This window comes from Shinella sp. WSD5-1 (assembly GCF_963942435.1).
Taxonomy (GTDB): domain Bacteria; phylum Pseudomonadota; class Alphaproteobacteria; order Rhizobiales; family Rhizobiaceae; genus Shinella; species Shinella yambaruensis.
Map to the genome: position 1 here is coordinate 4,189,034 of NZ_OZ012596.1, position 18,841 is coordinate 4,207,874.

The 18,841-nt window shown below is 64.7% G+C and carries 19 protein-coding genes and 1 pseudogene; 8 read left to right on the forward strand and 12 right to left on the reverse strand.

Annotated features, from left to right (window positions below; translation table 11 throughout):
• Positions 1-142: 142 nt before the first annotated feature.
• A complete protein-coding gene (locus AABQ55_RS20480) occupies positions 143-817 on the reverse strand; it encodes a GntR family transcriptional regulator (protein ID WP_245083374.1) in 675 nt (224 codons plus the stop codon).
• A 131-nt stretch (positions 818-948) separates the two neighbouring features.
• Here AABQ55_RS20480 and AABQ55_RS20485 point away from each other — a divergent pair, with 131 nt between their 5' ends.
• The 5 genes from AABQ55_RS20485 to AABQ55_RS20505 all read left to right on the forward strand — a co-directional run bounded on the left by AABQ55_RS20485 (position 949) and on the right by AABQ55_RS20505 (position 6,835).
• Positions 949-1,938, forward strand: a complete 990-nt coding sequence (locus tag AABQ55_RS20485) for a TRAP transporter substrate-binding protein (protein WP_272806345.1) — start codon at positions 949-951, stop codon at positions 1,936-1,938.
• A 70-nt stretch (positions 1,939-2,008) separates the two neighbouring features.
• Entirely contained in the window at positions 2,009-2,584 is a 576-nt protein-coding gene (locus AABQ55_RS20490) for a TRAP transporter small permease subunit (protein WP_272806346.1), read from the forward strand.
• Positions 2,581-3,897, forward strand: coding sequence for a TRAP transporter large permease (locus AABQ55_RS20495; RefSeq protein ID WP_272806347.1), 1,317 nt, complete (start codon positions 2,581-2,583; stop codon positions 3,895-3,897). The genes AABQ55_RS20490 and AABQ55_RS20495 overlap by 4 nt, the downstream gene beginning before the upstream one ends.
• Positions 3,894-5,318 carry a malonyl-CoA decarboxylase gene (locus AABQ55_RS20500; protein ID WP_272806348.1) on the forward strand — a complete coding sequence of 475 codons (1,425 nt, stop codon included), beginning with the start codon at positions 3,894-3,896 and terminating at the stop codon, positions 5,316-5,318. Before AABQ55_RS20495 ends, AABQ55_RS20500 begins: the two co-directional genes overlap by 4 nt.
• Entirely contained in the window at positions 5,315-6,835 is a 1,521-nt protein-coding gene (locus tag AABQ55_RS20505; RefSeq protein ID WP_272806349.1) for a malonate--CoA ligase, read from the forward strand. Before AABQ55_RS20500 ends, AABQ55_RS20505 begins: the two co-directional genes overlap by 4 nt.
• A gap of 9 nt (positions 6,836-6,844) precedes the next feature.
• Here the strand turns inward: AABQ55_RS20505 and AABQ55_RS20510 are convergent, their stop codons facing one another.
• Genes AABQ55_RS20510 through AABQ55_RS20540 form a run of 7 tightly spaced genes read right to left on the reverse strand, consistent with a single transcriptional unit; the run spans position 6,845 to position 13,317 of the window.
• Entirely contained in the window at positions 6,845-7,912 is a 1,068-nt protein-coding gene (locus AABQ55_RS20510) for a 4-oxalomesaconate tautomerase (RefSeq protein WP_272806350.1), read from the reverse strand.
• 30 nt (positions 7,913-7,942) lie between these two features.
• The gene (locus AABQ55_RS20515) at positions 7,943-8,449 is read right to left on the reverse strand and encodes a tripartite tricarboxylate transporter TctB family protein (protein ID WP_272806351.1); all 507 of its coding nucleotides are present in this window, start codon (positions 8,447-8,449) and stop codon (positions 7,943-7,945) included.
• A complete protein-coding gene (locus AABQ55_RS20520) occupies positions 8,446-9,435 on the reverse strand; it encodes a tripartite tricarboxylate transporter substrate binding protein (protein ID WP_272806352.1) in 990 nt (329 codons plus the stop codon). The genes AABQ55_RS20515 and AABQ55_RS20520 overlap by 4 nt, the downstream gene beginning before the upstream one ends.
• Positions 9,436-9,464: 29 nt before the next feature.
• Positions 9,465-10,979 carry a tripartite tricarboxylate transporter permease gene (locus tag AABQ55_RS20525; protein WP_272806353.1) on the reverse strand — a complete coding sequence of 505 codons (1,515 nt, stop codon included), beginning with the start codon at positions 10,977-10,979 and terminating at the stop codon, positions 9,465-9,467.
• 1 nt (position 10,980) lies between these two features.
• The gene (locus AABQ55_RS20530) at positions 10,981-11,865 is read right to left on the reverse strand and encodes an NAD(P)-dependent oxidoreductase (protein WP_272806354.1); all 885 of its coding nucleotides are present in this window, start codon (positions 11,863-11,865) and stop codon (positions 10,981-10,983) included.
• A gap of 46 nt (positions 11,866-11,911) precedes the next feature.
• Entirely contained in the window at positions 11,912-12,586 is a 675-nt protein-coding gene (locus tag AABQ55_RS20535; RefSeq protein ID WP_272806355.1) for a 4-carboxy-4-hydroxy-2-oxoadipate aldolase/oxaloacetate decarboxylase, read from the reverse strand.
• On the reverse strand, positions 12,583-13,317 hold the full coding sequence (locus AABQ55_RS20540) for a PIG-L deacetylase family protein (RefSeq protein ID WP_272806356.1): 735 nt from the start codon (positions 13,315-13,317) through the stop codon (positions 12,583-12,585). Before AABQ55_RS20540 ends, AABQ55_RS20535 begins: the two co-directional genes overlap by 4 nt.
• A gap of 110 nt (positions 13,318-13,427) precedes the next feature.
• Between AABQ55_RS20540 and AABQ55_RS20545 the strand changes: the two genes are divergently transcribed.
• Entirely contained in the window at positions 13,428-14,666 is a 1,239-nt protein-coding gene (locus AABQ55_RS20545) for a LysR family transcriptional regulator (RefSeq protein WP_272806357.1), read from the forward strand.
• 38 nt (positions 14,667-14,704) lie between these two features.
• Here AABQ55_RS20545 and AABQ55_RS20550 read toward each other — a convergent pair whose 3' ends face one another.
• Entirely contained in the window at positions 14,705-15,214 is a 510-nt protein-coding gene (locus AABQ55_RS20550) for a gluconokinase (protein WP_272806358.1), read from the reverse strand.
• Positions 15,211-16,587, reverse strand: coding sequence for a GntP family permease (locus AABQ55_RS20555; RefSeq protein WP_272806359.1), 1,377 nt, complete (start codon positions 16,585-16,587; stop codon positions 15,211-15,213). Before AABQ55_RS20555 ends, AABQ55_RS20550 begins: the two co-directional genes overlap by 4 nt.
• 334 nt (positions 16,588-16,921) lie before the next feature.
• Here AABQ55_RS20555 and AABQ55_RS37790 point away from each other — a divergent pair.
• Positions 16,922-17,107: pseudogene (locus AABQ55_RS37790) on the forward strand (ABC transporter substrate-binding protein); the annotation flags it as partial.
• Positions 17,108-17,441: 334 nt separating this feature from the next.
• On the opposite strand, the gene AABQ55_RS20560 reads toward AABQ55_RS37790, so the two are convergent.
• Together AABQ55_RS20560 and AABQ55_RS20565 are read right to left on the reverse strand one after the other, a co-directional pair.
• Positions 17,442-17,990 carry a LysR family transcriptional regulator substrate-binding protein gene (locus AABQ55_RS20560; RefSeq protein WP_272807510.1) on the reverse strand — a complete coding sequence of 183 codons (549 nt, stop codon included), beginning with the start codon at positions 17,988-17,990 and terminating at the stop codon, positions 17,442-17,444.
• Between the two features lie 39 nt (positions 17,991-18,029).
• Positions 18,030-18,146 carry a helix-turn-helix domain-containing protein gene (locus AABQ55_RS20565; protein ID WP_272806360.1) on the reverse strand — a complete coding sequence of 39 codons (117 nt, stop codon included), beginning with the start codon at positions 18,144-18,146 and terminating at the stop codon, positions 18,030-18,032.
• A 116-nt stretch (positions 18,147-18,262) separates the two neighbouring features.
• Here AABQ55_RS20565 and AABQ55_RS20570 point away from each other — a divergent pair, with 116 nt between their 5' ends.
• On the forward strand, positions 18,263-18,763 hold the full coding sequence (locus AABQ55_RS20570) for a nucleoside deaminase (RefSeq protein ID WP_272806361.1): 501 nt from the start codon (positions 18,263-18,265) through the stop codon (positions 18,761-18,763).
• Positions 18,764-18,841 lie beyond the last annotated feature (78 nt).

The window sequence follows — 18,841 nt, forward strand, 5'->3', positions numbered from 1 at the left end:
GTCGCCGGACCGAATCACGCATGACATCAAGCTTGCTGCCGATAGGGAATCCAATGCCGTGGTGCTTCCGGCAAGTCAAGCGCTTCGGCCGTATCCTCGCGAGCGAATACGTCCCCTCACCACCAGCAACCACGATAACGGCCTATCCGAGCGATAGCCTTTTCCCTTCCCGCTTGCCCAGCGAGGCGACGAGGTCGCTGAAACGGTCTCCCTGCACGGCGACATGGCCGCGCAGCAGCGCACGAGCAGCCTCCGCGTCCCCTGCGAGAATCGCGGCAACGATCTCGCCATGCTCCTTCAGCGACATCTTCATCCGGTTCCGCACGCGCAACTGAAGGCGCCGATATGGCCTCAGCCGGCGATGAAGGGCGACGCATTGCTCCTCCAGAAAGCCGGAATGGCTTGCCGCATAGATCGCCCGGTGGAACGTCTCGTTCTCGTAGTAGTAGCGATCGGTATCCTCGCTGGTGGCCGCCTCCTCGCATTGCGCATGGGCCTGGACCAATGCAACATGGTCGTCCTCCGTATGCCTGCGCGCGGCCAGCGCGCCTGCCATGCCCTCCATCTCCGCCATGACCTCGAACATCTCGAAGACGCGATCCGGCGCGGGATCGACCACCACCGCGCCGCGCCGCGGGCGGATCTCGACGAGGCCGATCGCGCCAAGCTGCATCAACGCCTCGCGTATGGGCGTGCGCGATACGCCATAGCGGGTCGCAAGCTGCACCTCGTCAAGCCGTTCACCAGGCTCGAACTCCCCCGTGACGATGCCGTTCTCGATTTCGTCACGCAGCTTGTGAAACGTGTTGCCGGCCATTTTCATCCCTCATGCAGAGCGAGATATGCAAACTCGCCTATCTTGTATACAAAAATATTGACATGGTGTGCAATACCAAGGCACACTCTATACCAATCCGGCGGGAGGGCCGGAATATCAGGGAGGATAAAATGAGAAGATTCGCACATATGCTGTGCGTGTCGGCCGCGCTTCTGGCCGGCTCGGCATCCGCGCAGACGATCCTGAAGGCATCCCACCAGTTTCCCGGCGGCAAGGGCGACATCCGCGACGAGATGGTGCAGATGATCGCCCGCGATGTGGCGGCCGCAAATGTCGACCTTGAGATCCAGGTGTTTCCCGGCTCTTCGCTCTACAAGCCGAACGACCAGTGGAACGCCGTGACGCGCGGCCTGCTCGACATGACATCCTTCCCGCTGGACTATGCGTCCGGCCGGCATCCGGAATTCTCGGCGACGCTGATGCCGGGTCTCGTCGGCAACTTCGACCGCGCGATGCGCCTCAACGATTCCGACTTCATGAAGGACATCAAGGCGATCATCGAAAATGCCGGTGCGATGGTGATCGCCGATGCGTGGCTGTCCGGCGCCTTCGCTTCCAAGCAAGGCTGCATCACGACGCCCGAGACGATCAAGGGGCAGGTCATCCGCGCTGCCGGGCCCGCCTTCGAGGAGATGCTGGTGGCGGCTGGCGCCTCGATCTCGTCCATGCCCTCGTCCGAAATCTATACCGGCATGCAGACAGGCGTGCTCGACGCGGCAAATACCTCGTCGGCGAGCTTCGTTTCCTACCGCCTGTTCGAGCACGCCAAATGCCTGACGGCGCCCGGCGAAAACGCGCTCTGGTTCATGTACGAGCCGGTGCTCATCTCCAAGCGGGTCTTTGAGGGCCTGACGGAGGCACAGCAGAAGGCGATCCTTGCGGCGGGAGAAAAGGCGGAGGCCTATTTCAACGAGGAGGTCCGCAAGGGCGACCAGATCATGATCGACGCCTACAAGAAGGCGGGCGTCGAGGTGGTCGAGATGTCGAAGGCGGATTACGATGCCTGGCTCGAAGTCGCCAGACAGTCCTCGTACAAGAACTTTGCCGCCAATGTGCCGAACGGCGACAAGCTGATCGAGAAGGCACTGGCCGTCGAATAGGCCGGATTTGTCAACGGGCGGCAGGTCAGACACCTGCTGCCCGTTCCTCAGGCCAACAAGGGGATCTCAGATGGTCAACGCCTATATCCGGGCGGTCGGCGCGTTGTCGCGCGGGCTGGCCCTCATCGCCACGCTCCTCATCGTCGCGGCCATGCTGGTAGTCTGCCAGATGATCCTGCTGCGCTACATCTTCCGCATGCCGACGATCTGGCAGACCGACTTCGTCGTGTTCTCCGCCACGGCCGCGATGTTCCTCGGCGCACCCTATGTGCTGATGAAGGGCGGTCATGTCGGTGTCGACGTCGTGGAGATGCTCGTCGGCGAGCGCACCCGCGCCGGCATGCGCCTGACGGCGAGCGTTCTGGGGCTCGCCTTCTGCATTATCATGCTCGCGGCGACCTGGGTCCAGTTCCACGAGGCATGGCTCGGTAACTGGCGCCATTCGAGTGTCTGGGCGCCGCCGCTCTGGATACCGCTCTCGGCATTGCCGGCCGGCTTCGCGGTGCTCTGCCTGCAATATGTGGCGCAGATCCTCATCCTGCTGACCACGGGGGCGGCGCCGGCCGGCACCCATGCCCCGATTGCCGGGCAACAGGCGGCCGGCACCGGCGACGACCTGCCCCTTCCCAAGGAGTTCCCGCGATGAGCCCTACCCTCGCCGGCCTGATGATCATCGTCTGCCTTTTCGCGCTGCTCGCAACCGGTATGCCGATCGCCTTCGCGCTGGGGCTCGCCGCCTTCCTCGCGCTCTATCTGCAGAGCGGCGCCGCCATCTTCTACGTGTTGGGCGACACGATGTTCTCGGGTATCGCCAACCTTGCCTATGTTTCCATACCGATGTTCGTGCTGATGGGGGCAGCGGTCGCCTCCTCGCCGGCCGGCTCGGATCTCTATACGGCGCTCGACCGTTGGCTGAACCGCATTCCGGGCGGGCTGGTGCTGTCGAACATCGGCGCCTGCGCCATCTTTTCCGGCATGACCGGCTCGTCGCCGGCCACCTGCGCGGCCATCGGCAAGATGGGCATTCCGGAGATGCTCCGGCGCGGTTACCCGACCTCGGTCGCCACCGGGTCCATCGCCGCCGGCGGAACGCTGGGCATCCTGATCCCGCCCTCCGTCACGCTCATCGTCTACGGCATCGCGACGGAGACATCGATCGGGCGTCTGTTCATGGCCGGCGTCATCCCCGGCATCATGCTCACCGTCATGTTCATGATCTGGGCCGTCATCGACTGCAAGCGGAAAGGCTACGAATTCGACGCCCGTGCGATCCGCTACACGATGCAGGAGCGTCTTTCCCGCCTGCCGCGCATCCTGCCCTTCCTCCTGATCATCGCCGGCACGCTCTACGTGCTTTACGGCGGTATCGCGACGCCCTCGGAGGCGGCAGGCGCGGGCGCGTTCCTTACGCTTGTCGTCGTGATCGTCGCCTATCGCCTGTTTCGGCTAAAGCCGGTCGCCGGCATCTTCGGCTCGGCCATGCGCGAAAGCGTGATGATCATGATGATCATGGCGGCGGCGGAACTCTTCGCCTTCGCCCTGTCCTCCCTCTTCATCACCCAGACGGTCGCGGCCGCCATCGCCGACCTTGAGGTCAACCGCTGGGTGCTGATGTTCATCATCAACATCTTCCTCTTGGTCTGCGGCATGTTCCTGCCGCCCGTCGCCGTCATCGTCATGACCGCGCCGATGCTCTTTCCCATCGTCACCCAGGCCGGTTTCGACCCCTACTGGTTCGCGATCGTGCTGACGATCAACATGGAGGTCGGCCTCATCACCCCGCCGATCGGGCTCAACCTCTTCGTTATCAATGCGATCGCCCCGACCATTCCGACCAAGGACATCCTCTGGGGCTCGCTTCCATACGTACTGGTCATGTTCCTGGCGATCGTCATTCTCTGCATCTTCCCCGACATCGCCACCTGGCTGCCGAACCAGATGCTGGGAGCCGTCCAATGAACACCGCATCCCTGTTCAGCGACATGCTGCAGACGATCACCGAGCGGGGACGGCGTTTCCTGTCCTTCGGCGCGCGCGAGGACACGCTCGATCCGCTCGCCGCGATCGAGGCGCACTGCGAGACGCTGCTGTCGAGCCGCGGCGAGGCCTCCGGCATGGCGCTCGCCAAGGACATCCTCGACCGCTGGCGGACCTTCGACACCGAAAAGCAGCGCGAGTTCATGCGGATGCTGCTTGCCCGCTTCGGGCCGAAGACCGACCGGCTGGAGGCGGCGATCGACACCTACCGGGCGAGCCAGAGCCCGAAAGCGCTTCTGGAGCTCCATGTCGCCGCCGAACCGCGGCGCCAGGAACTGATCCGGCGGCTGAACCTTGCGCCGAACGGCATCGCGACGCTCGTCGCAATGCGCGAGGTGCTCCTCAAGCTCAAGGAGGAGGATCGCGACCTCGAGGCCGTCGATGCCGATTTCGCTCACCTCTTCGGCTCCTGGTTCAACCGCGGGTTCCTCGTGCTCCGCCCGATAAGCTGGTCGACGCCGGCGGACATCCTGGAGAAGATCATCCGCTATGAAGCGGTGCACCATATCGGCGGGTGGGACGAGCTGAGGCGACGTCTCGCGCCGGAGGACCGGCGCTGCTTCGCCTTCTTCCACCCGCAATTGCCGGACGAGCCGCTGATCTTCGTGGAAGTGGCGCTGACGCGGGATATGCCTTCACGCATCGACGAACTCCTGCGCGAAGATCGGGCTCCCATCAGGGCCGCCGATGCCACGACGGCCGTTTTCTATTCCATCTCGAATTGCCAGGAGGGCCTGCGGGGCATCTCCTTCGGCAACTTCCTCATCAAGCAGGTGGTGGAGGATCTGCGCCGCGACCTGCCGAAACTCGACACGTTCGTCACGCTTTCCCCGGTACCTGGCTTCGCTGCGTGGCTCGCGCGTGAACGGCGCGCGGAGGCGTCGGACGCGTTCGGCGATGCGGAAAAGGCCAGGCTTGCCGTGCTCGACACCGAGGGCTGGGCCGACGACGAGGAAATCGCGGCAACCGTCCAGCCGACCATGACCGCCGCGGCCGCGTGGTACTTTCTCAGGGCACGCGATGCAAAAGGACGCATCGTCGATCCCGTCGCCCGCTTCCATCTCGGCAACGGCGCCCGGCTGGAGCGCATCAATTTCCTCGCCGACCGCTCCGGTCGCGCGATGCGCCAGGCGCACGGGCTGATGGTGAACTACCTTTACAAGCTCGACGACATCGAGACCAACCACGAAGCCTTCGCCGGCCGCAACGAGGTGGTGACGACCCCTACCATCCGGCGTCTCGTGCCGACCGACCGCGGCGGCCGCAGTCTCGTGCCGCTGGTCGGCGGCGGCACGGAGGACCGCGACGAGAAGAAGAAGGGGAGCAGGGAGTTGAGCGCATGAGCAATCATCTTTTCGACGCGATCCGCGCGGCGGCGACGCCGGAGGCGATCTTCATCGAGACGGGCGACGGCCGTCGATGGACCTATGGCGACATGCTGACGCTATCGGGACGGCTGGCGGGCGCTCTCGATACGCTCGGCGTACGCCCCGGCGATCGGGTTGCCGTGCAGGTGGAAAAGAGCCCCGAGGCGCTGATGCTCTATCTCGCCTGCGTCAGGGCCGGCGCCGTCTACCTGCCGCTCAACACCGCCTATACGCTGGCGGAACTCGACTATTTTATCGGCGATGCCGAACCTCGCCTCGTCGTCGTCTCGCCGGGTGCCCGCGAGGGCGTCAGCCTCATCGCCGGCAAATACGGCGCCCATGTCGAAACGTTGGACGAAGCGGGCGGCGGCTCACTGCTGGAGCTTGCGGCGGACGAGGAGACCGATTTCCTCGACGCGGAGCGCGGCCCGGACGATCTTGCAGCGATCCTCTACACCTCCGGCACGACAGGCCGCTCCAAGGGCGCGATGCTGACGCACGACAACCTGCTGTCCAACGCGCTCGCCCTTCGCGACCACTGGCGCTTCACCCGCGCCGACCGGCTGATCCATGCCCTGCCGATCTTCCACACGCACGGCCTGTTCGTCGCCTCGAACGTCACGCTGCTGTCCGGTTCGTCGATGTACCTGCTGCCGAAGTTCGATGCCGACGAGGTGTTGCGCCTGATGGCGGAGGCCACCGTGATGATGGGCGTGCCGACCTTCTATGTCCGCCTCGTGCAGCATCCCGGCCTGACGCCGGCGGCAACGGCCGGCATGCGGCTCTTCGTCTCCGGCTCCGCGCCGCTGCTCGCCGAAACCCATCGCAGCTTCTCGGAAAAGACCGGCCATGCCATCCTGGAGCGCTATGGCATGACCGAGACCAACATGAACACCTCCAACCCCTATGATGGCGATCGCATTGCCGGCACGGTGGGCTTCCCGCTGCCCGGCGTGTCGCTGCGCGTCACCGAGCCGGAGACCGGCAGGCCCCTGCCGGACGGCGAGACCGGCATGATCGAGGTGAAGGGGCCGAACGTCTTCAAGGGCTACTGGCGCATGCCGGAGAAGACGGCGGCGGAGTTCCGTGCGGACGGCTTCTTCATCACCGGCGATCTCGGCCTGATCGACGCGCGCGGCTACGTGCACATCGTCGGACGCGGCAAGGACCTCGTCATTTCCGGCGGCTACAACATCTATCCGAAGGAGGTGGAAACCGAGATCGACGGCATGCCCGGCATCGTCGAGAGCGCGGTCATCGGCGTGCCCCATCCCGATTTCGGCGAGGGCGTGACGGCCGTCGTGGTGCGCCAGAAGGGCGCGGCCATCGACGAGCAGGCGGTGCTCGACGGGCTGAAGGACCGGCTGGCGCGCTACAAGCAGCCCAAGCGCGTGCTCTTCGTCGAGGACCTGCCGCGCAACACGATGGGCAAGGTGCAGAAGAACGTGCTGCGCGAGAGTTATGCCGAGCTGTATAGCGGGGTTTCGTCCTGAAGGTGGGCTTTATTCGGTGAATACCCGTCCGTCGAACAGCTTTCTGGCCGTTCGCAGGAAAGAGCACTCCCCCAACCCGTCAGGTGCGTTGCTGTCAAGCCGCAGGAGAATGTCCATTCTGCCTGTCGGATGCTCGACGGAGACGCTCTTGTCTTCACCGGCCGGCAAGGAAGCTAATGACGCCGCCGGGCTTTCCGGAAACATGCACGCGGTCGCTACGCTCAGCGCTCCGAAGACGCCAATGGAGGCATGGACGCGGTGGGGAATGAAGCTGCGCGTCATGATGGCCCCGCTCGCCGTCGGCGGGGCGACGAGCGTCATCTTGGGCACGGACTTCTTCGCGACGTCACCGAGGTTCATCAATGGACCGGCAATGAGCCGGATGCGTTCGATACGCGCCTTGACGGCATCGTTCGCCTCCAGCTCCTCGCGGCTTTCATAGCCGGTCAGGCCGAAATCCGCCGCGCGCATCACGACGACCGGCATGCCGTTGTCGATCAGCGTGCAGGCGATACCCTCGATCTCCGTTGCCGCAGACCCGGTCGGCAGCAGCGCACCGCAGCTCGAACCGGCGGCATCGGTGAAGGTGAGGTAAACGGGGGCCGCAGGTGTCGGCACACCATCGATACGCGCCTCGCCCGCATAGACCGGGCGACCGTTGCGGGTCGTTATGCGCGCGACGGCCGACTGCGCGGTGTTTTCCATATAGATACGAATGGACGTTTCGCCTTCGGCCGGCCGGACGAGACCCCGCTCGACCGCAAAGGCTCCGACCCCGGCAAGGATATTGCCGCAGTTCTGGCTATCGCTCACCAGCGCCTGGTCGACGAAGACCTGGAGGAAGAGGAAGTCTACGTCGAAGCCCGGCCGGGCCGATGCCCGTATGACGGCGACCTTGCTCGTCAGCGGATCGGCCCCGCCGATGCCGTCGATCTGGCGCGGATCCGGCGAGCCCATGATACGCAGCAGCAGCCGGTCCCGCTCCGCAGGATCGGCAGGCAGATCGTCAGCGAGAAAATAAGCGCCCTTCGACGTGCCGCCCCTCATCATCATGCACGGGATGCCATCCGCGGTCATGTCGTTCACTCCAATCGATAGCGTTTCAGGTCAGGGCAGCGGAAGCTCGAGCAGCATGCCGAACAGCACATAGGCAATCGCCCAGAAACCGATGCCGGTTGCGACCGCGCGCACCAGCGGCCTCGTTCCCGGAAAGAGCAAGGTCGCAACGCCGGAGCCGACGCCGAGACCGAGCGCCAGGCCGATCCAGTTCGCGCTGAGCGCCACGGCGACAAAAAGACCGAGCAGGCACGCGACACGCGCCACATCCACCTTTTCGTCCGCGCCACCGAGAGCATGGCCACGCAGCACCTGCACGAAGTAGATCGCCGAAACGACCATGCCGAAGATGGCAATCTCCATCGGGAGCGCACCCGGGCCCACATCCCCCCGCGAGTGCCCGGCCGGAAGCGCGAGGCTCATGGCAAAGAAGCTCGCATTCCAGCCCAGCGAAACACAGGCCGCGATGAGGTTCTGCCAGAAATGTTTGCGGGGTTTCCCTCCCCCTGAGGCGGGGGAGAGACCGGAGCCCGAAACGGCTGAAGCGTGGCCTGTCATTGCGCCAGTCCGTTCGCCTTGAGGAATTCGAGCTGGTTGGTGAGGTCGCTCTCCGCCCTTCTGGTGAACTCCTCCTCCTTCCAGTCCGGGCTGTCCTGGAACTGCTCGGTCTGGAACTTCTCCCAGTCCTCGGAAGCCGTGACCTTGTCCACCGCAGCCTGAATGGCGGCGGCCACGTCATCGGGCGTTCCGGCCTTCACGGCGATGCCGCGCCACACGGCGCCTTCGATGTCGTAGCCCAGTTCCTTGAAGGTCGGAACGTCGGGCAGGAATTCGCTGCGCTTGTCGGTGGAAATGCCGAGCAGCTTGATCTCGCCGTTCTTCACCTGCGCAAGGCCGGTCGACGGTGTCATCATGGCGGCATCGATATGCTTGCCGAGCAGGGCGAGCGTCACCTTGCCGGAGGCGTCGTGCGGAATCCAGCCGCTTTCGAAGCCGCCCGCCTTCATCAGCTGGTACAGCATGTACTGGTGGAAGCCGCCGGGCGCATGGCCGCCGACCTTCAGCCCGCTCGGGTTCTCCTTCATGTACTTGACGAAGTCGTCGACCGACTTGAACGGACTGTCGGACAGCACGGCCAGCGAGGACGGCTCCGACTGCATGGCGCGCAGCATGCGGAAGTCCTTGAGCTCGAAGGGAATGAGGCCCTGGGCGATGCCGAAGGTCAGCGTGCCGGTGAACACCAGGATGTTGTAGCCATCCGCCGGCTGGGTCATGATCTGGGAAACGCCGACCGCACCGCTGCCGCCCGGCCGATTGTCGACCTTGACGGTCCAGCCGGACTCCTTTTCCAGAAGTTCCGCAAGCTTGCGGCCATAGGTATCGAGCGCGCCTCCAGCACCCGCCCAGACCACCAGCGTCACCGTCTTTTCCGGGAAATCCGCCGCCATGGCCGGGGCCGGCAGGGCGACGCTCGAAAGGGCGAGCGCCACTCCCAGGGCAGCGCCTGCCAGGCGTGCGCCGAATGTTCTTCTGTTAATCGTCATATCTTTTTCTCCTCCAGTTGAATTCTTGCCTAGCGGGCGACGTCGCCTTCTGCTTCCTCGATCCGGCGCATGCGCCGGGCCTGGAGCCGGCGCCAAAGCGGCGTCAGCAGGCTGACGAGGCTGAGGACGAGGAACAGCAGGCTGACCGGGTCGGTGATGAAAATCATGTAGTCGCCCTGCGAGGAGACCAGCGCCGTGCGATAGTTGGACTCCACGAGGTAGCCGAGCACCATCGCCAGGATGATCGGGGCGACCGGGAAACGCAGCTTCTTCATGAGATAGCCGACAACGCCGAAGCCGAGCATCAGATAGACGTCGAACATCAGGTTGCGGATGGCGAAGGCGCCGAGCACCGCAAAGGCCATGATGCCGACGGCGATGACCGCATCCGGCAGGCGCATCACCCGCGCCATCAGCGGCAGGAACAGCGAGCCCGCGGCGTATTGCACCAGGGAGGCGATGATCGTGCCGAAGAGGATCGCATAGACCAGCGAGGGTGCTTCCGTGAAGAGCTGCGGGCCGGGATGAAGGCCGTGCATGATGAGGGCGCCGACCATGATGGCGGTCGTCGGAGACCCCGGCACGCCAAGCGCGAGCAGCGGGACGAGCGCACCGCCGACGGTCGCATTGTTGGAGGCCTCGGGCGCGGCGATGCCGTTTGCGGAGCCGTGGCCATATTCCTCGGGGTGGGGATCACGCGCCCGGGCATAATCGCGGGCGACCCAACAGGCGATGTTGCCACCGACGCCGGGCAGGATGCCGAGCAGGGTGCCGATGACCGAACCCGACAGCATGGAGCGCCAGGTTTCCTTCCACAGCGCGCCGGACATGAAGACGTGGCCGACCTTGTCCTTGATGACAGGGGCTGCCGCCACGCGGGTTTCGATCATCACCAGCGCCTCCGACACGGCGAAGAGACCGATGAGCGCGGCGAGGAACGGCACGCCTTCATAAAGCTCGAACAGGCCGAAGGTGAAACGCGGCGTGCCGGCGATGGGATCGATGCCGATCGTCGCAAGCGCGAGGCCGAAGGCCGCGCAGACGAGACCCTTGACCAGCGAGCCGCCGGACAGCGCGGCAACCGACGTGAGGCCGAACACGCCGACCGCGAAATAGCCGGCCGGGCCGAACCTGAGGGCAAGCGCCGCCAGCGGCATCGCCAGCAACAGCAGGGCCAGACCACCGAAGACACCGCCCACCGTGGACGCGGTTAGCGAGATCGATATGGCCTCGTTCGCCTTGCCCTTGCGCGCCATGGCGTAGCCGTCGATGGCGGTGGCGGCAGCGGCCGCCGTGCCGGGTGTCGAGAGCAGGATCGCGCTGATCGACCCGCCATACTCGGCCGAAGTGTAGAGCGAGATCATCATCAGCATGCTGAGCTCGGGGCCGAGATTGTAGGTGAAGGGGATGAGAAGGCTCAGCCCGATCGACGGGCCGAGGCCCGGCAAGGCGCCGATGACGATGCCGAGCAACGCCCCGGCGATGAGGACCGCCAGGCCGGAGAAGCTGAAGATGACGCCGAGCGACTGAAGAATGCCGTCCATCTCAGAGATCCCCTGCCAGGCGGCGTGCCAGCACGGGCACGAAACCGCGATATCCGTCCGTCACGGCAAGGCCCTGATCCTTCATCGCCGCATGGGCGGCAGCTATGGTCTCGCAGGCGGCCCGCGACATGGGTGCCTTCAGACCGAAGGATTCGATCGTCTCGGCCGCCTCGGTCATCTCGGTCACGCGACGCGCACCGTGTTCGAAAGTTCGCGACAGGTAGTAGTCCGCGACCTGGCGCCAGTCGAGCCCGGGAAAGGTTTCTCCGACGGAATCCAGGATGCGCTCGGTGACGCCGGCGCGCTCCGCCGAGGAAAGCGCCTCGATCAGCAGCGCTTCCACGCCCTTGATCATCACCGACCGGATCATCTTGAGCGACGAGGCCTGGCCGGGCGTATCCCCGACGGCCTCAAGGTTCATGCCGAGCGCATTGAGGCGGTCGGCGATCTCGCCCGCGCGTTTGCCGGCAACCAGGATCGGCACCTTCTCCGCATAGGGCGGCACGCGGGCCATGACGGCGCCCTCGACGAAGCTTCCCTTGCCGGCCGCTATTTCCCTGGCGGCGAGCGCCTTGGTATCCGGACCGACGGAATTGAGATCGATGAAGATCGCCTGCTCCGAAAGATGCGGCGCCGCCGATGTGGCAACGGCCCTGGTCGCCGCACCGACGACGAGCGACAGCACAACATCCGCCGAAGCAATGCCGGCAATATCGTCAAGCGGCTCCACGCCGCGTTGCGCTGCGATATCGCGCAGGACGGCAGAGGCTGCCGGATCCTTGAAGCGCAGGTCATAGGCGGCAAGCCGCGCGGCATTTCGGCCACCAAGGCCGCCGGCGATGGACTGTGCCGCCTCGCCGAAGCCGATGAAAGCAATCGTGGTCATTCGTCCTCCCGTGCGGGAAAGGTTCCTCCACCTTCCCGGCCTTCGATCAATCGATGTAGGTCAGCCCCTTTGCGGCCAAAGCCTCCCGCATCCTGTAGATATCCAGGCCCAGCTCGCCTGCGGCGAGCCGTGCCCGGGTCTGCCGCTCCTTGTCCAGCCTTGCCCGTGATGCCTCAAGCGCGGTTTGCGCCTCGGCCTTCGGCACGACCATCACGCCGTCATCGTCCGCTATGATGACATCGCCAGGCGCGATGGCGGCGCCGGCGCACACGATCGGAACATTGACGGAGCCGAGCGTCGCCTTGACCGTGCCCTGCGCGGAGACGAAACGCGACCAGACGGGAAAGCCCATCTCCTCAAGCTCGGCGATGTCCCGCACGCCGGCTTCGATCACCAGGCCACGCACGCCGCGCACCTTGAGCGATGTCGCGAGCAATTCACCGAAATAGCCGGCATCGCACAGCGAGGTCGGGGCGACCACGAGAATGTCGCCCTCCCGGCACTGTTCCACCGCCACATGGATCATCCAGTTGTCCGCCGGCGGGATCGAGACCGTCACCGCCGTGCCGGCGACCCGCGCGCCGCGCCAGATCGGCCGCATATGGGACTGCATCAGCCCGACGCGCCCCATGGCCTCGTGTACGGTCGCGACACCGCATTCCGACAGCGCGTTGACGACATCGAGCGGCGCCCGATCAATGTTCCGGTGCACGACGTTCATGCCAGTGCTCCATGCCCCAGCGTGCCGGTGACATGCGGGAAGACGGCCTCATAGGCTTCGCCATAGGTGATCTTGTAGTCGGAGTTGCGCGAAGCCTGAACGCCGCGCTGGAGAGCGACCCGGGTATAATATTCCCAAAGATGCTCCTGCCCTTCCATGCATTTGATCGCCGCCAGCTTCCTCTCCCAGACATCGCTGATATCGAGAAGGAAATTTGGCTTCCAGTTGCACTGTTCCGGCTGGTGCGGCTCGAAGAGATAGACCGGCGGCGCACCAAGGACGGGCTCCCCCGACTTGTGGCCATGCGCCTGGGCGATGACGCGCGCATGCTGCGCAAACTCGGTCGCCATCGGGTGATCGAAGTTGTAGGGATCCTGACGCGAATGGGTCAGCATGAATTCCGGCCGGACGGCGCGATAGAGATCCACTAGCCTGTCGAATGCCTCCGGCGTGACCTGCATGGGATAATCGCCGAGATCGTAGAACTGGATATCGTGGACACCGAGCGCCTTTGCAGCGTTTTCCGCCTCACGGCGACGGTCGGCCTTCACCACGTCGAGCATCATGCCCGGCTTGCGCCAGAGCTTGGCCGATTCGCCCCGTTCCCCGAACGAAAGGCAGACAACGGTGACGGCGTAACCCTGCTTTGCGTGGGCCGCGATTGCGCCGCCGGCCCGCCAGACGAAATCGGCGGAATGGGCGCTGACAACAAGCCCGGTCTTCTGATGCATATCCATGCTCCTCCACTTTACAGCGCGGAGACTGGCATCAACCGGTGTTCCGATGCTAATACCAAAGCCGAAGCGTGTTATAGTTTTTTTTGAATTAGATTCCGAACGCCATGAACGTTTCAGGTCTCAATATCCGTCATCTTCGGCTCTTCATGCAGGTCTGCGAGAGCGGCAGCCTCAACAGGGCGGCGGCCGGGCTGAACGTCTCGCAGCCTTCCGTCTCCGTTGCGCTCGCCGGCATCGAGCAGCGCTTCGGCGCCAGGCTTCTGAACCGTTACGCCGCCGGCAGCGAGCCGACGGCCGCGGGCGAGGTGCTTCTCGCCCGGCTGCGCCGCATGGAAGAGCAGCTGTCCTCGGCCTTGGCCGAGGCACTGGGCCAGAGTTCCCAGCGCGATCCTGCCCTGATCTCGAAGGGCATGGTCCGCATCACCTTTCGCCAGATCGAGGCGCTGATCACGCTGGCCGCCAGCGGCTCGATCACCGAAGCGGCCCGCAGCGGAGGCGGCTCGCCGGGGGCGCTGCACCGGACGCTTCACGAGCTGCAGGCCAATGTGGGCAGGGCGATCCTCATGCGCGGCCCGAGCGGCGTGGCCCCGAACGCGATCGGCCGCCGCCTCGCGATGCGCTGGCGCGTGGCACTGACCGAACTTGAGCAGGCGGTCGATGAGCTGCGCGAGCTCGAGGGCCGCATGGAAGGCCGGATCAAGATCGCCAGCCTGCCGCTTGCCCGCACGCTGCTGCTCGGCCGGGCGATCAACTCCTTGCTGGCCGCCCATCCGAACGCGAAGATCGAAGTGGTGGACGGTTCCTACGAGCTCCTGTCCCAGCAGTTGCGGATGGGGGCAAGCGACATCCTGATCGGTGCGCTGCGCTCGGGAAGCGAACTTTCGGGCCTGAAGACCGAAGCCCTGTTCGACGATCCGTATGCCATCGTGGGCCGGACGAACCATCCTCTTCTGTCCAGCGGCGCGAGAGGCGCATCGTTGGACGACCTCGCATGGCAGGAATGGGTCGCGCAGCGGCCCGGAACTCCCATTCGCGCCGCATTCGATGCCCTCTTCGAGAAATGCCCCTCACCCCCGCGAACCAGCATAGAAACAAGCTCCCTTGTTCTCACCCGCGCCATCATCATGGAAAGCGACCGCCTGTCCATGCTCTCCCGCCGCCAGATCGCCGTCGAAGAACGGGAGGGGCTCTTGCATTGCATCCCCGTCAGCGAAGATGTGCGGCAACGGCTCGGAATGCGCACGATCGGCATCACCATGCGCGAGAACTGGTTGCCGAGCGGGCTACAGTCAATGTTTCTGGAGCAATTGCGCCGTGTCGCGGTGGAGATGGGTTCTATATAAAGGTTGCCCCACCGCTCACTCAGCCTGCCGAAGCCGTGTCAGTAGCCGAGCTCCCGCATTGCGAGGTCGATCTGTTCAGTGGTCGAAAGCGCCACGTCGACGATCACGCCGTCCTCATCCGGGCCAAGCGGTTCGAGCGCAGCAAGCTGCGAGTCGAGCAGGGAGGCAGGGAAGAAGTGCCCGGCGCGGTGCGAAAGCCGATCGGCCAGCACGGCGCGATCACCGTGGACATGCACGAAGCGCACCCGTGGCGCTCCGCTGCGCAGGATATTGCGATAGGCGCGCTTCAGCGCGGAGCATCCGACCACGGAGGGCCGGCCGGCCGCCTCATCCCTGGCAATCTCCGCCGCCAGCGCCTTCAGCCATGGAGCACGATCGTTGTCGTCGAGCGGAATCCCGGCCGACATCTTGGCCACGTTCTCCGGCGGATGGAAGCTGTCGCCCTCGATGAAACGCCAGCCGAGCCTTTCGGCAAGCGCCTCCCCGACGGTGGTCTTGCCGCTGCCGGAAACGCCCATCACCACGATATGGTGCAGCTCTCCGCTCATAGTATCCACCATCCGACAAGGGCGAAGGCGAAGCCGATGACGCCGAGCAGGGTTTCCATCACCGTCCAGGTCTGGAGCGTGGTCCGTTCGTCCATCTGGAGGAAGCGGCCGACCAGCCAGAAGCCGGAATCGTTGACATGGCTGAGCACCGTCGCGCCGCAGGCGATGGCGATGACGAGGAAGCACAGGTCGAAGGAGCTCAGCCCCGTCGTCGCGGCGACGGTGGGCGCGAGCAAGCCCGCCGTCGTGGTCAACGCCACGGTGGCCGAGCCCTGCGCCACGCGCAGCGCGGTGGAGATGAGGAAGGCGGCGACGATCAGCGGCATGCCGACCGCCTCCAGGCTGCCGGCGAGTGCCTGGCCGATGCCGCTTGCGCGCAGCACGCCGCCGAACATGCCGCCGGCCCCGGTCACCAGGATGATGGCGCAAACCGGTCCGAGGGCCCCATCCATCAATTTTTCCATGTCCTTGAGCGTACGCTGACCGCTGAGCATCCACATGCCGACGAGCACGGTGATGAGTAGCGCGACCGGCGTCTGCCCGGCCATGCGCAGGATGCTCACCCACAAAGCATCGCCGTCGATCACCTTGGCGCTCACCAGCGTGCCGAGGCCGGTATTGAGGAAGATCAGCGCCAGCGGCAGCAGGAGCACGAGCATCACCTTGCCGAAGGACGGCGGTTCGCGGTCGTGCGCCGTCTCGCTGAGCGAACCGAGAAGTTCCGGCACCGGCAGCTCGAAACGCTTGCCGGCCCAAAGGCCGAAGAGATAGCTGCCCAGATACCAGGTCGGCAGGGCGACGACGAGGCCGACCAGCACCAGAAGGCCGATATCGGCTCCCAGCAGTTCGCCCGCGGCGACCGGACCCGGGTGGGGCGGCAGGAAGGCGTGCATGACCGCGAAGGCACCCGCCGATGGCAGAGCATAAAGCAGCACCGAGCCGCCGAAACGATGGGCGACGCTGAAGATGATCGGCAGCATCACCACGAGACCAGCGTCGAAGAAGATCGGAAAGCCGAACAGCAGCGAGGCAACGCCGAGTGCGAAAGGCGCGCGATCATGGCCGAATTGCCCGATCAGCCGGTCGGCAAGCACCTGCGCGCCGCCTGAAACCTCCAGCATCCGCCCGATCATCGCGCCGAAGCCGACCAGGAGCGCGACCGAGGCGAGCGTCGAGCCGAAGCCCTGCAAGAGCGTCGGAACCACGTCCTGGAAGGAGATGCCCGTGACCAGCGCGGTCAGCAGGCTGACCAGCACGAGCGCGACGAAAGCATGCAGGCGGAACCGCAGGATGAGCAGAAGAAGCAGCGCAACGGCGGCCGCCGCGATCAGCAGCAGCGTCACCGTCCCGTAGACGGGCTCAGTCGGGTTCATGTGTCCTCCCCAGGCAGAATCGCACGAAAGTCCATGGATTCCATGGCCTTTCCCCGGCAACCTAGGCTGAAAGGAACCAGGCGAAAAGCGATTATGTTGATGGTTCACAGAAAGACGACGCGATCACCCCTCTCCTTCAGCACCGCTATCGTCGATCAGAAGGAGGAAGTGCCGTGTCGATCTGAACGCTCCATGCGGCCCTCCTCACGAGCCATCGAGACCGGAAAGGTTTCGAACGGATGAGGAAGCCAGGGGCACGATCCGCGGCTTCCGCGAAGCTCCATCGTGCCGACTGACATCGATCGCACAGACAAAGGCGTTCGCAGACTGGACGAGCCCGGAGGTTATGGCGTATTTCATCACGCGCGGCTGGAGCAACGAAACTGTCAGTAAGCTCTTGGCGTGGCAAACGGAAAACCAAGCTGCGGGTGAAGAAGGCGCGAAACACTTCCTCGCAGAGAACAAGGACCTCTTGTCGAAATGGGTTCCGACTGACGTCGCTGAAAAAGTGGCAGCAGCCTCTAATCATAATGCGCGCCGCGTCACGCGGCGCACGTCTAGATTCTTATCTATACCCTTAAAGGCGTTGATGGGATAAGGACGGTTAGCCCGATAGGTCACAACTCGTTGCGTTGGTGAAGGCCATGTTCACCCTCGAGAAAGCTCTCACTGCTTCCAGACTCCGTTTGCGGGGACTGAGGAACGCGGCGGAAGAGCGCGCGGGTGCGCGCCGCCTGGAAGGGCCTGGGCGGGGCATTGGCCGCCGCGCAGAGATAGAGCTTTTCCGACAGGCGGCGGTTTGCGAGCCGCGCGAACAGGAAGCGCCCCTCGGCGACGCCCGCCGCCGCGTCCAGTCAGGTTAGGAAGCTGATGCCCTTGCCTGCCGCGACATATTCCATGATGAGGGCGATGGAATTGCTCCTCAGCGCGATATGCGGCTCGGCATGAATGCGGTAGACCTCCGCATCGAGCCGCGGCCAGACTGAAAGGCTGGTATTGGGCAAGCAGAGCGGCCGGCCGAGGCAGTTTTCGATGCGGAGCGGCGGCTTGCCCGAGGGCGCAAGTGCCAGTGCATAGACCACTCCGAGGTTGTAGCTCCGCTCGTCATAGACCCGAAGCTCGGGCAGGCGCGGCACGTTGAAGGCGAGGAGCGCATCGATCTCGTTGCGGCAGAGCTGGCTGACCAGCGTGCCGGTATCCCCCACCGAGACCTTCAGCGTGGACGGCCCCGTCTCCGCCTCCAGCCCCGGCAGAATGTAGGGCACAAGGCATTCCATGACGCCGAGCCGCAGCGTGCCGGCCGCGTTGCCACCGGCCTGCAGCGCGCTTTCGTCATCCAGCCAACGCTCGGCCTGCGCCAGCAGCGCCTGCCCCTGTTCCGTCAATTGCACGCCCTGCGGCATGCGCACGAACAATCGCGCACCGAAAGTCTGTTCGAGGATCTACATCTGGCGGCTGAGGGCGGAGGCCGAAAGATTGAGCTTTTCCGCTGCGCGGCGGATGGAGCGCTCGCGCGCCACTTCCACGAAGGTGAAGAACTCCCGCGAAAACGCTGACACAACAATCTCCCTGTGCAGTTTTTTCGCACGCTATGCGCAATTCATTCAAATTGGCGCAAGCCCCCTTCTCGCGCACTCTGATCCCGGGAGTTTTAAGCGTTCAGGAGGAGTGACGAATGCTCGACAGACAGAACAAGGGACAGGCAACGGACATCGACCTGCGCAATCTGCGCGAGACGATGAAGATCGCGGAGGAAAGCCGGGCGGCGGGCAACCACCCATTCGGCGTGCTACTGGCGGGGCCGGATGGAGCGGTGCTCCTGATCTCCGACAACACGTTCAAGGACGACAAGGGCGCCAGCCACGCGGAGATGAACCTCGCGCGCGACGCCGCCAAGGCCTATTCGCCGGAATTCCTCGCCGAATGCACGCTCGTCACCTCGGTGGAGCCGTGCCGCATGTGCGCGGGCGGCACCTATTGGGCAGGCATCGGCCGGCTCGTCTACGGCATGACGGAAAAACACCTTGCGGAACTGACCGGCGACAATCCGGAAAACCTGACAATGGACATGCCCTGCGAGCACATTTTCGACGCCGGGCAGCGCCGGGTGGCGGTCGTCGGCCCCGTTCCGACGCTTGAAGGAGAGATCGCGAAAGCCCACGAAGGCTTCTGGTAAACGCCGGACGCCGTCGCCCTTTCCTTTCCCTTCAGGAGTTCAGCCCATGTCCCGACAAGCGGACCATGGCGCGGCTGC